Source organism: Marisediminitalea aggregata (assembly GCF_900129565.1).
Taxonomy (GTDB): Bacteria; Pseudomonadota; Gammaproteobacteria; order Enterobacterales; family Alteromonadaceae; genus Alteromonas; species Alteromonas aggregata.
Genome location: NZ_FQWD01000002.1, coordinates 810,789 through 824,256, shown reverse-complemented (window position 1 = coordinate 824,256; position 13,468 = coordinate 810,789). Strand labels below are relative to the sequence as shown.

Genomic DNA, 13,468 nt, shown 5'->3' with positions numbered 1-13,468 from the left:
AAGCTATTTATGCTTGCTCGATACTATCTACCGGTTACCAATGTGCGCTGGAAGAACTGCACCGCCTGTTGGTACATCTGTAATGCCAGGGCACCGTCATAGCGTTCCCCCTCATCACGCATGAACGCGTGCACGGCGTTAACTTCCTGCCAGTGATAATTCAAACCAGTTTCCATACATTGCTGATAAATTTTCAGACGCCCTTCGGCCGGCACGTGGGGATCTTGTTTTCCCCACACAAAAAACACCTCACCCTGTATCTCGGCCATGCTGGCAAGACTTTGTTCTTCCGGGCTGGCGGGCAGGGTATCGCTGTGAATGTCTGTCGCATATAAGCAATAGGCTGCTGAAACAGCCGGGTTAAGTGCCGCTCGATAAGCCAGATGACCACCTAAACAGACGCCCATGGCACCTACTGCGCCGGTGCAAAAATCTGCACTCTGGCAATACTCCACAATTGAAGTCAGGTCGGAGTCATAACTGGTCAGTGGCTTTTGCCACTTGTCGTTATTGCCTTTGTCTTTACCTTCGTCATCGTAGCCCAGCACAGTGCCAATGGCGTTTAGTTCGTGGAACACTTCAGGCACGATCACTACAAAGCCATGGCAGGCCATCATTGCAGCCGAACGCGCAATGGGCGCGGTGTGCTGAAATATCTCTGAGTAAAATACAATGGTTGCGTATTGGCCTTCAGTAGCGGGACGGTAAACATAGCAACGCATTGTGCCGGTTGCGGTGCTCAAATCTTCTGTGTGCTGAATGATTTGCATGTTGAATTCATCTATTGGGCTTATCAAATTAGCCTAAGATTATTCGCTGAATTAATTGAAAATACTAGGGGCTATTGACCTTTGCTGTATGTTTTTGCAGCGAGTTGTGCGTCATTTAGGCAAGGCAGAGTCCACGTAGTGTAGTTGCTTTACTTAAGTGGGCGATAACGCAGCATAAATAACGCACACTGGCCGGTCACCGGACGCTGCCCTTCGGGTTCGTCATAGAAGCGTTTTACTCTTTGTCACAGTCCTTTGACGTAGAATGACTATGCCTGTAGGCCTGTTTCGCGATTAAAACGCTTCTATATAGAACAAAAATGATACAGCAAAGGTCAACAGCCCCTATAGCCTAGGCATTAAAAAGCCCGCCGTGTTAACCGGCGGGCTTTGGGACTATCCGAACTTAGTGCGTCCAGTGTAAATGATGGGCTTTTTCTTCCATTTCCGTTGCAGTTTGTTCAGGCATAAATGCCTGGTTGTCTGCTTCGAAGAAGAAAGGTTTACGGGTTTTCTTGCTACCCAATTCGTTCATGGTGGCAACGTCGAACACCCGGCCGTTGATAACCGTATAGGTGAGATATTCACTGCGGCGGATATCGTTCAGTACGTTGCCGTCGGTGATCATAATATCAGCCAGTTTACCTGGTTCGATACTGCCCAGGTCTTTGCCCATGCCCAGGTGAGTGGCACCGTCGATGGTAGCGCCGCGCAGCGCTTCCCAAGGGGTGAAACCACCTTGAACCATGCTCCACATTTCCCAGTGAGCAGCCAGACCTTCACGCTGTCCGTGAGCACCAATGTTAACCCTCACGCCCTTATCGCGCAGGGTCTTCGCATAGGCCGCAACATTTACGTGATTGTACTGATCATCTGGTGCGGTTGGACGGCGAATAGCACGGCGGTCCAGCATCGTTGCAGGCGTATAACGCAGTAAGCGTTCGTTCTTCCAGACTTCGGTGCGATCGTACCAGTATTCTTCGCCCATCAGGCCGCCATACGACACCACAAATGTTGGCGTATAACCAAACTGCGTGGCCGACCACAATTGGGTTAAATCGCTATAACCATGCGCAACTGGCAAACTGTGCTCAAGGCCAGTGTGACCATCAACAAGCATTGTCAGGTTTTGGTGGAACTTACCACCACCTTCCGGCACAACCATCATATCCTGCTGCTTCGCTGCCCATAACACTTGTTGACGTTGATCGCGGCGAGGCTGGTTGTAGCTTTTCACCGAGATGGCGCCAGTGTCTTTCAAACGTTGAACGTGGAAGAAGGCATCATCGTAATTGTTGATAATAGCTTTATAACCCAGTCCCTCTGCACCGTACAAAATGGTCCCGGTAGAATAGATACGCGGCGCAACAATATTGCCGGTGCGCTGCAATTCAGATGCAGCAAAAATTTCGGTAGTGTCGTTAGACGGATCGTGAATGGTGGTGACACCAAACGACAGATTTGAATACTGGGTCCAGTTTTGTCTCGGGATGATTTCGCTACGTCCCTGGGCACCGTGGGCATGCGCATCTACCAGACCCGGTAAGATGGTTTTGCCTGACGTATCAATACGCATTGCGTCACTAGGAATGTCTATCTCGCCGCGTTTACCGACAGCAGCAATGCGGTTGTCTAATATCAACACCACGCCGTCTTCAATGACTTCCTGGGTATTGTCAGCATCGCGCATAGTCACGACGGTTCCGCCAATCAGTGCTTTGTAGCCCATTGGTTTGTCGGTAGTGGCTTTAAAGCTCAAATCCACCCCTTCTGACACCGGCTCCGGCAACGCATCTTCACTGGTGTTACCCGCAAAGGTGAACGCATCACTAAGCTCGCGCTCGAAGTAATAAGGGCCATGGAACCAGCCCAAAGACTTGCTGTCGGCCCGCCATGTCAGATATTCACCAGCTCGATCAGACAGTTGGGTAACCGGCATAGAAGTCATGTTTGGTCCAATCGTGACTTTTTTGCCATTGTCGACGAAAGGCGTGACATACGTATTGAACTGATACACAAACGCGACGTATTTCCTGTCTGGCGACAATCTGTACTCCGCGACTTTGTCGGCACCGTACAGGTGCACGCGATGGTCGTTACCCTGCAGGTTTACGCTGGATAGCTGGGTTTCTGAATAGGGCGTTCCTGAAACTCGTTCGGTATAGAACAGCCTGTCGGTGTTACCTGCAAAGTGAGGCTGAACACCGCTATCGCTTACTTTTACCGGCTTCTTGTCATCCAGGTTCATCACGTATAAGCCCGGATCAACGGAATACTTGGGATCCAGTAAATAGCCGCCGGTAAACTTGCGGTAAGTGACCCAATCGCCATCCGGTGAGAACGACGGCTCAACATAGTGACCAGGTGTTGGTGTGATTACTTTGCCTTTACCGCCCCGTGCAGACACGATACGTACACTGCCCAATTTCTGGTCGTTCCAGGTGGTGTAGATAATGTATTTACCGTCATCGGAATAGCGCGGGTAAAACTCATCGTGATCATCCTGACGGGTCAGACGCTTCATTTTGCCTGACTTCACATCCTTAACATAAAGCTTGCCCAGGGCCTGGAATAAAATAGACTTGCCGTTGGGTGATTTTTGCGACCAGCGGATCATTTTTACGTCGAACTCGTCTGGCGCGACATCAACATCAAAGTGCAGAGCGTCGGCCACCTGTTTGGTAGTATTAACGCTGACCGGGATCTGAGTTGTTTCACGGGTCTTCACATTCAGTTTATTAAACTTACCACCGGTCCAGTACACAATAGACTTGCTGTCTGGCGTCCAGTCAAAATAGGTGTAATATCCCTCTGAGCCAAAACCTTCCTGCATATCACGCTCAAGCTCACGGCTAAGCATAGTTTCCACACCGGTTTCTACGTCTTTAATAAATAGGGCGGTGTCGTATTTTACGCGGCGGAGGAAAGCAATGTATTTGCCATCGGGTGAGGGCGTTGGAACCACTGCGCCGCCTGTGCCGCTAATGTAACGGCTGGCTTCGCCTGTGCTGCGATCGAAGCGGGTAATGGCGAAAATCCCTTCAAGGGGATCGCGGTTGTATTCGAATCTGGCGCCCGGTACGGTGTTTTGTGTGTAGTAAATATACTTTCCGTCATGTGAAAATACCGGATCAGCAATGTTTTGCTGGTCGCGCTTGCCGTTTACGCGTTCCTTAATGGGCAGCCCGGCACCACCAGCCTGGTGGTAAATCCAAATCTCACCGGCAGGAATACTGCGAGAAGACATGATGCCCTTGGTCACTACAATGTACTGGCCGTCCGGGCTCCATTTCGGGGAATGAATAATATTGTTTTTTTCTTTGGTAACTTGTCTGAGTTCGGTGCCGTCGGTATTCATCACCCAGACATTGGCCACGCCGTCACGATCAGAGATAAAGGCCACTTTACTGCCATCCGGCGAAATGGCTGGCTGAATATTCCAGGCGAAGTCTTCTGTCAGTGCAGTGGCTTTGCCACCGTCGATACCGGCGCGATAGATATCGCCTAACATATCAAACAGGAAGTATTTACCGTCAGGTGCAATATCCAGGCTTGACCAGGTTGTCTCATCAGTAGTGATGTTAACATCGGTTAAAGCAAAAGGCGGATTGGTGATATCCCAGTCAGACACATCGTATCCGGTTGACTCACTGGTTTGCGTATCATCGTCCTGAGCCAGCAGCAATGGGCTGTGTAAAGCTAGAACGCTGAGTAGAGATAAAGCTAACTTGCGGGGGCGAAACCCCTTGTTGTTCTGTCGAGTGCTATTCATTGTTGTTCTCTGTTGATGTAATTGTTCAGACGCCAGATCATACTTCTCAGTAGGTAAAGACGAGCGTGAGCGGTGTGATTGACGGCTACTTTTAGCAACAAACGTCAGTATAGGGGATGTATTTGGCTATGTGGGGAATTTCGTCGGAGATTTTTGGTAACTTGTGCGAACAGAGGAACCTGTCCGCACGGCTCTATCGTTACTCTGGATCCGGGAATCTGGGACGAATTGCTGAGAATTCATCAAAGTGTGTGAGCAGAATATCGACTAAGGCAGGGTCAAATTGCTTAGCCCGTTGCTTTTCAAAGTAGGCTTTGATTTCATCGTCTGGCCAGGGGCCTTTGTAACAACGTTTGCTGCCAAGTGCATCGAACACATCCGCCACGGCGGCAATTCGGCCAGCCATTGATATTTGCGTCCCCGACAACCCATTAGGGTATCCGTTACCATTCCACTGTTCGTGGTGCTCATGGGCAATTTGTGCGCCGACTTGTAAAATGGGATTGCTGCTTTTTTTCAGCATGTCATAGCCGGCTTTGGCATGTGAGCGCATGATTTCAGACTCTTCTTCCGTGTGTTTGCCGGGCTTGTTGAGTATGCTATCCGGAATGGCAACTTTGCCGACATCGTGAAGTGGTGAGGCCAGTTTGATCATTTCCGCCTCTGATTCATTGAGGCCGGCATAAACAGCCAGTAAATGGCTGATATGGGCAACGCGCCGAACGTGTGAACCGGTTTCTTTGGAACGTACCTCAACAGCCTCTCCAATGATGTACGATAGCTCTTTTTGCGATTCCCGTATTACCTCGCGAAGTTTGATATTTTCATGGGATACCGCAATGTTGTGAGCAAAAAAGCTTAGCAGATGGTGCTGTACGGTTTCCAGTTCGTCATCGCGGGCTACATACAACACGCTTTCCATGCCGCGTCGGGTTGTAAAGTAGCTAACGAAATAGTCATCGCCTTTTACGCTTTGTTTCTGTCGCAAGGCGCTTTCAATGCGATGTTGAATATCATTGGGTATGGCGGCTGTAGATTCGTGCTGTAAGTTGGTAGCTAATACATTGTATTGATTACCCGATTTGGCGTCCCGCGTAACGGCACAGCAAATGATGTCACTGGACTCAATGCCCAGTATCAGCGAAATTTGGTTCAAAATCGTGGAGGCAAATTGCGGTAGCGTATCACACTCAATGAACTGTGTTGTTGCATGGATAATTTTTTCCAGGCCCAGACGGTGTCGCTCAATCAGGCGAAGATCGCGGTAAGCACGCAGTGCTGCATACATTGCGGTTTTTAAGCGCAGTGCCGTGAGTTCTGTTTTGTTTTTGTAGTCGTTAATATCGTAGTCGCGGATGACGCGTTCTTCCGGCGCTTCACCGGGCTGACCGGTACGCAGGATTATCCTCACTACCTGGTTATCCAGTGTTTCCCGGATCCAGCGCACCAAATCCAGACCTGCCTGGGATGATTCCATTACGACATCGACCAGCGCCACAGCAAAACCGTCATTGTCTTGCGCTTCCAGCAGCGTGCGGGCTTCAAGCGCACTGTTGGCGGTATGAAATTCAATTCGTCTGCCTTCGAACTCAAAGTCACCCAACACCATCTTGGTGACGGCGTGAATTTCTGGTTCGTCATCGACAATCAGTACTTTCCATGCAGCCAAGCCTTGCTCTTGCTCTTCTGTTTCGTCATCACTGGCAAACAGTAAGTCATCACCCAGCATACAATCATTACCTTTTTCATATTATCCAATACTAATATAGTACGTGAGTTTGGGTTCTGCCGGTTTTCAGGGGGCGTTAACGGGTAGACTTTAGGCTAAAGGATATGCCTGCGAAGAGGGATATTGCGGGTTATAGAGGCGTAAATAACAAAACGCCCGGCTTGTTACCAATCGGGCGTTTGAATTCAATTGAACGCTGCCTGTCGCAGCCAGGGTAAGCAGATTACTTGCTGCGGCGAGATAATCTCAGGCCAGCCAGACCAAGACCCAGTAACGCAAGAGTTGCCGGTGCTGGCACATCGCTGGTGTCTGGTAATACTACAGTAGGCTCAGCGCCGAAGCGCGCATCCATAATAGTGCTGAACAAAGAGTTGTCATCCGTATCGAAGAAAGTAACTTTGTACACGTCACGTTCCCGACAGCAATCGTCACGACCAAAAATTTGGAAAGAAAACAGTTCTTGCACACTACTAAATGCAATGGTTAATGCAGTATTAAACTGACCAGATGCATTGTGGTAGATTTGAGATGCACCATAACTACCCGCGGTAACACCATCAATTGCATTACTTGCATTGGTAAGATGGTTCCACTGATTCGGTGCAGATGCAACAGCACCAGCTGTGCCAAGCGCAACATCATTCAGGTCCATGTTTAACGCAACAACTTCTGCAACCTGCAGGTATTGGCCAATGTTGTTTTCAATTTCGATGTAGCTGACGTTGATTAGACCAGCGTTAGCAGTAGACATGCCTACCGCCGAAAGTACCAATGCGAATGCCGCATTTTTTAGTTTAGATAAGATCATAACTACCCCAAGTTAAATTCCATTTAAAACAAAAACAACTAAAACTTCGTTCCAATTATTTGCTTTAACTTGTCAAATGACATTACTGATTAAGCACTATGCGTGCCATTTTTTATTTGTATTTTTTTCAAGTGCTTACGGCTTAATTGGTAAAAGGGCAAATAGGTGAGTAAAAAAAGCTGACAGATCTGTGTTTAATTTTGTTTATATTTGGTGCGTTGAATTTTAAATATATAAAACAGGACGTTAATAGTAAGCGCGATAGGCTCACTCATCCCAAGACCGATGAGTGAGCCAACGGGTTATGGCGCTTAAGCCATAGTAACGAATTCTTCGCCGCTGGTGGGGTGAATAGCAATACAGGCGTCAAAATCTGCCTTGGTTGCACCCATTTTCATGGCTACCGCAAAACCTTGCAGGATTTCATCCATTGCATAACCGATACCGTGTAAACCTACTACGCGTTGGGATTCACCCTCACAAATCAGCTTCATACTGGTGAGTTGGCGATGACGCGTTACTGCGGTGTACATTGCGGCAAAACTTGAACGGTAAATAGTGAGGTTTTCCTTCCCATATTGCGCCTCAGCCTCGGCTTCTGTCAGCCCTACAGTGCCAATGGGCGGGTGACTGAAAACAACCGTTGGGACTAAGGTATAATCTAAATGGGCGTCATGCTGCTGATTAAACAAACGTTCACTTAACAAGCGGCCTGCTTTTACCGCGACCGGTGTGAGTTCAGGCTGACCCGTAATATCACCAACGGCGTACACGCCGTCTACCGTCGTATTCTGATACTTGTCGACCGTTATTAACCCTTTATCGGTAACGTCGATCTGGGTGTTTTCCAGGCCAATGTTGTCGGTGTTTGGGCGACGGCCAGTCGCCCAAATCAGGCATTCTACAGTAAGTGAGTTGCCGTCGGTCAGCGTCAATACTAACTGGCCGTCCTGTTGCTTCTCAATGTGAGTGATTTCGGTTTGATCATGCACATTTACGCCTTCTTCTATCATCAGGGTTTTCAGGGTTTCCTGAATCGTGTGATCGAAGCCTCTAAGTGGCATAGTTTGGCGGATCAGAGAATGTGTTTCGCTGCCCAGTGCATTCAGTACGCCCGCCAGCTCAACGCCAATGTAGCCACCGCCTACTACGGCAACGGTTTTCGGCTGGGCGTTTAACGCGAAGAAGCCGTCAGAATCAATGCCATGTTCAGCGCCTGGAATGTCTGGAGTAAACGGTCGACCGCCAGTAGCAATGGTGATGTGTGGTGCAGTGTAGTGTTCACCGTTTACTTCAACAGTGTGGTTGTCGACGAATTTGGCGTAGCCATTTAACAGCGTGACGTCGTTGTTGCCCAGTACGCGATCGTAGGATGCGTGAATGCGGGAGATATAAGCCTGACGGCTGGCAACCAGGGTTTCCCAACTGAAGTTATTTACTGTGACATCAAACCCGTAATCAGGGCTGTATTTGTGAATCGCTTCGGCTACCTGCGCGCCGTACCACATCGCTTTTTTGGGCACGCAGCCCACGTTAACACAGGTACCACCAACGGCTTTGCTTTCGATTAAAAGTACTTTTTTACCGTGTTTGGCTGCCCGGTTAGCAGAGGCGATACCGCCGCTACCGCCGCCAATACAAATATAGTCAAACTGTTGCATGAATTACTCGCCTGGGTTTCGAATCATTAAGGTATTTTGGCATTTTTTACGCTTTTAAAACACCCGTTTACAGCAAGTATAGTTCGGTCTGACTGTGAAAGTTACCCTATCGTCGCATCTTCCATACCGTTTCGTTCTACGGCGATATCAAAAAAGCGATTGTGTTCACGTTCGTACTGCGCCAGCTTGGCAATGGTGGCATCGGTAAATACATGGCCTTCCGGTAGCAGTAAAATGTGACTCTCGTTATACAGGTTTTTGCTGAGGACCATGCCCGGTTTAAGTTCTTCGGTACTCAGACGGTTCTCTATGTAACTGGGCTTATCGATGTCCTTGGTATTTAACAGGATATCCAGCACGTTGCCGTCATATCGGGTATTGCGGTGCTTTTTCAATTCCACACGAGCTTCAATAGGCGTCATTGGCTGACCGGTAATTCGGCCGCTAACCATGCGCCAATAGTCTCTGGCTACAGCTAAAATCCGTGCCCCAATGGGGATCTGCGTTGCAACCAACTTGTAAAGGCCTGCGCCATTGTAGTATTCAAACTGGTATTCCAGAATATCACTCACTTCACGCAGGTGTTCGGCCGGCGCCAAAATGGTTTTTGCCAGTTTGGTTTGCGACAAATAGTTCTTTTGTTGCTGATAGGATAGCTTGTTAAATGCCGGGCGATAATGCTCAGGCTTCAGACCTAACAATCCGAATTCGCCTATCAGACAGGCATAACGGATGACATTCGTTTCTTCTTTTGAACACTCCAGCAGATTGGCTAATTTGGTGGCCAGTTCGCTGACTTCAATTGCAAACTTGCCGTCGATATCCGGATTGATTGAAATGACGTTAAACAGCACTTGTTCAAGGGCCGCGTTGCGTTGTTCAATGCGACGCAGTGCCGCTTTGATCTGTTTAGTACGTTTTTGTACTACCTGCTCCAATGAGTTATTTACTTCCTTAAGCTTGGCATTTTGTAACTTGGTCAGTTTTTGCAAACGCGTGTTTTCGTCTTTTAACTTAATGCGCTCCAGGCCTTCTTCAATGGTATTGATCAGTTCCTGGTTGTCCCAGGGTTTTTGCAGGTAGCGATGAATTCGCCCCTGATTTACCGCTTTAATGGTGGCGTCAATATCGGCAAAGCCAGTTAACACGACCCGAAAAGTGTCGGGGTAGTGCGCAGCAACCTGTTCGAGTAACTCTGCCCCGGTCATACCGGGCATTTTCATATCGGAAATCACCACATGAATGGTTTTCTCTTTCATCACGGCGAGTGCTTTTTCACCACTGTCTACCAGCGTGAGATCGACATCCAAGGAAAATAGAGCCCGCTTAATAGCTCGCAATATATTTTGCTCATCATCAACACACAGCACCTGATATTTCACTTGCTCTGTTTGTTGTGCATCTGTCATGTCATTCTCCTTGTTAAACTCACTCCGCCTGAGGTGCTTTGCATGGGGCGCCGCGTAAATTTAATCAGTGAAAAAGAAGCCGCCATTATTGCGCTTCGCTCGTTTGTGTTTGCAAAGGCTGAGAATTGTCGCCGACTGGCAACGTAATAATAAATCGGCTGCCTTCGCCTTCTTTACTCGTTACTTCAATACTACCGCCATGTTCCTGAATAATTCCGTAGGTAATTGACAGGCCCAATCCGGTTCCCTGTCCCTCAGGTTTTGTGGTGAAAAACGGGTTAAACAGCTTTTCCAGGTTTTCTTCAGAAATACCACAGCCTGTATCGGTAATATCAACAATGACCTGCTTGCCCTGCAGGTAAGTGTGTACGGTAATTACCCCTTGCTTGCCGGTTGCCTCAATGGCCTGGCCGGCGTTGATCAGTAAATTTGTAAACACCTGGGTGAGTTTGCCTACGTTGAAATAGACTCGCGGTAAATCAGCGAACTGCTTTTCTACTTTGCAAATGTATTTCAGCTTGTTATTCACCATTGTCAGGGTGGTGTTGAGACAGTGGTTTAAGTCGAACCACTGCTTTTCATCTGAATCGATACGCGAGAAGACTTTCAGCCCTTTCACTATTTCACTGACCCGCGCCAAACCCTCAACCGATTCCTCGATAAGCGGGGTAACATCTTCGCTGATGAAGTCAAAATCGTGCTGGGCATAGAACTGGTGGATTTCTGTTATCAGTGCTTTTTGGGCCTCTATGTCAGCATCAGGCTGCAGCTTTTTCACCAGCGTCATAAGGATTTGGAACATCGACAGGTAGTCTGTTAGCGTGTTCAGGTTGCTGCTGACAAACCCAACCGGGTTGTTGATTTCATGGGCGACACCGGCAGCCAACTGACCAACCGAAGCCATTTTTTCCGCTTGAAACAGTTGTTGTTGGGTTTCTTTTAATTCTTTGTTCGACTGCTCTAACAGCTCGTTTTTCTCACTGAGTGCCTGGGTACGGCGAGCGATTTTTTCTTCAAGAGACTGGTTCAACTGGGTCAGTTCGTTTTCGGCTTCCAGCCGGGATTGATATTCGGTCTCCAGATTTTTGACCAGTAAATTAAACGTTTTCGCCAATTCGGTAAGCTCGTCGTGACCTTTTTCTGCAATAGGCGCTGTATTGAAATTACTGGTTTTTATGGCGTTCACAATATCTTTAGCGCCTTGGCGAAGTGTATTTAACTGTGAAGTCAGGTAAGTGCCCAACCCATAGCTGAACAAAGCTACCAAGCCCAATTCGATAAGGGCCAGCGAGACAATCCAATTGCGAATTTGAATGAGTGACGATTGTACGTAGCCTATGTCGATACCTAATTGGATTTCACCGTAATAATGGCCCGACACCACAATGCGACGATTCGAATCGAATACGCCGTCATTTACATTGGCCAGAGTTGTATCTGCGGTAAATCCCGATGACAGACTGGAAGTGTCTCCGGACACGGCCAGGATCCGTTGTTGGTTATCGATTACGCGCACATAAGCGATGTCCGGGTTCGTCATTAATTCTTGTACTGAGGCTTCCAGAGAAGCAAGGTCCAGTGTCAGCAACGCATCTTTAGTGGTTGAGGCGAAAAGGTTTGTAGTGGTGGACGTGCGCTTTAACACACTGTCTTCAGTCAGGCTGTTAATGAACGATAAGCTGGTCACAATCAACACAACCAGTAAGGTTGCCTCAATTATCGCGGTACCAGCAATTGTCTTCGTTCGTAACGATAAACGCATTTCCGTTCCTAGTAGTAAGGCCTGGACAGAGACAAAATTCCAAGCTCGCGAACATCGTCCCAATCACTGTCTTGTGCTTCAGCGAACCCCGAAAAATTTATACCGCGCAGTAAATGTGCGTTCTCCGCACTGTCGTTCAATGCTATAAGTGCGGCTAGAATTTTCTTCCGGTGCGCCTCTGGTACTCTGCTGTGAACAGCAAGGGCATGAGGCGTAAAGTCCTGACTCCTCCACAGAATGCGCAGTTTTTCGTTTTGCATTTTGGGTAAATGTTCGAGCGTGCGAATTATGCCGCCTCCGGCCGGGAATAAACCGTTAATAACATTAAGATAGACGGAGTCGTGAGAATTTACATACTGTGCGTTAATACTGATGTTTTCTTTTGCCAACATTCCACGTGGAATAATACTGGCAGCAAAAGCAGCTGGGGCTGGAAATGCCAGCGTTGCGCCATGCAATTGTTGCAGGGTTGTATAAGGACTGTCTTCCCGAACAACAATAATACCGCTGATCCGCTTGTGAGCGTCTCTGGCCAGTGGAACGTAATTTGCCGAATCGCTGAACACCACATAATGATAAGGATTGATGTAGGCAAGGTCGTATTCTTGTTCTGCAACTCTGTCTTCAAACGTAGGAATGTCCTTTGCCGTTGAAAACGTGATTGAAAAGCCGGTTTGCGCATTCAGGTAATCAATCAGCGGCAGCCACATGGTGGCCAGCTTTTGCGTCGATTGTTGAGGGACAATGCCGAGCGAATATTCCACGTTACCGGCGTCACCAGACTGGGATTGCTGTGCCAATGCGGAACAGCTAACGAACAGTAAAATGGTCAATAACTTCATCGGTATTGTCTCCCGCCCCGGTTAATTTTGCATGAATTGCTCAAAAAGTTGCGTCAAATCATGATTGGAGAAGGGTTTGGTTAATGAAGCATCAGCCCCTAAATCCATCGCTCTCTGCAAACTGCTATCATCCAGTGCCGAGATAACGATAATTTTAAGCCCTTTTTGCGATTCCTGCTCGCGGGTGTATTCAATAACACTGTAACCGTCCATACCAGGCATACTTAAATCCAGTGTCATAATGCGCGGCGCATGCTGGCTAAGCATCATACCGGCCTGAAAGCCACCGGTTGCGATGAGGGTATCAAATCCTGCTCTGCGAGCGACCCGCTGAATGGATTTCGCGACTGGCATCTCGTCGTCAACAATCAGAATAAGCGGTGAAGCTTCGGGTTTTAACGCTTCAGGGATTGGCATTTCATGCCGTTCCAGAAATTCGATAAAGTCGCTCACCAGTACCCGGTTATTGCCGCGGCCAGGGAGTTTAAAGCCCTTTAATTTACCACTTTCTAACCAACGGATGACTGTTCGCAGGTTTACATCGCAATACTGTGCAATTTCACCAGAGGTTAATGTTTTCACTGCCGTACCTCAGCGGGTTAATAAATAAATTACCACCAAGTTATAGCACTAAAAGCAACTTAAGGCAATTAAGCCTTATGTATAATATGTGACATTAGTGACATTGTGCTATCTTTACTAAAGCGGCGGTAAA

At 48.0% G+C, this 13,468-nt stretch carries 9 protein-coding genes; all 9 read right to left on the bottom strand.

The features are described from left to right. Positions 1-23: 23 nt before the first annotated feature. A complete protein-coding gene (locus BUB81_RS07735) occupies positions 24-770 on the bottom strand; it encodes a dienelactone hydrolase family protein (RefSeq protein WP_073320728.1) in 747 nt (248 codons plus the stop codon). Between the two features lie 406 nt (positions 771-1,176). Then, positions 1,177-4,542 carry an amidohydrolase family protein gene (locus BUB81_RS07730; RefSeq protein WP_073320725.1) on the bottom strand — a complete coding sequence of 1,122 codons (3,366 nt, stop codon included), beginning with the start codon at positions 4,540-4,542 and terminating at the stop codon, positions 1,177-1,179. Between the two features lie 199 nt (positions 4,543-4,741). Then, positions 4,742-6,271: a DUF3369 domain-containing protein gene (locus BUB81_RS07725; RefSeq protein ID WP_073320722.1), complete on the bottom strand. Its 1,530-nt coding sequence runs from the start codon at positions 6,269-6,271 to the stop codon at positions 4,742-4,744. A gap of 223 nt (positions 6,272-6,494) precedes the next feature. Then, positions 6,495-7,079, bottom strand: a complete 585-nt coding sequence (locus tag BUB81_RS22285; RefSeq protein ID WP_073320719.1) for a PEP-CTERM sorting domain-containing protein — start codon at positions 7,077-7,079, stop codon at positions 6,495-6,497. Positions 7,080-7,390: 311 nt separating this feature from the next. Further along, positions 7,391-8,740 (bottom strand): glutathione-disulfide reductase, encoded by a 1,350-nt coding sequence (gorA, locus tag BUB81_RS07715; protein ID WP_073320717.1) that lies wholly within the window; start codon positions 8,738-8,740, stop codon positions 7,391-7,393. A 101-nt stretch (positions 8,741-8,841) separates the two neighbouring features. Beyond that, positions 8,842-10,149 carry a response regulator c-di-GMP phosphodiesterase, NosR family gene (nosR, locus tag BUB81_RS07710; protein ID WP_073320714.1) on the bottom strand — a complete coding sequence of 436 codons (1,308 nt, stop codon included), beginning with the start codon at positions 10,147-10,149 and terminating at the stop codon, positions 8,842-8,844. Positions 10,150-10,234: 85 nt separating this feature from the next. Next, the gene (locus tag BUB81_RS07705; protein ID WP_073320711.1) at positions 10,235-11,911 is read right to left on the bottom strand and encodes an ATP-binding protein; all 1,677 of its coding nucleotides are present in this window, start codon (positions 11,909-11,911) and stop codon (positions 10,235-10,237) included. Positions 11,912-11,919: 8 nt separating this feature from the next. After that, on the bottom strand, positions 11,920-12,753 hold the full coding sequence (locus tag BUB81_RS07700) for a phosphate/phosphite/phosphonate ABC transporter substrate-binding protein (protein WP_073320708.1): 834 nt from the start codon (positions 12,751-12,753) through the stop codon (positions 11,920-11,922). A 21-nt stretch (positions 12,754-12,774) separates the two neighbouring features. Next, on the bottom strand, positions 12,775-13,335 hold the full coding sequence (locus tag BUB81_RS07695; RefSeq protein WP_073320705.1) for a response regulator: 561 nt from the start codon (positions 13,333-13,335) through the stop codon (positions 12,775-12,777). Between the last annotated feature and the right edge of the window lie 133 nt (positions 13,336-13,468).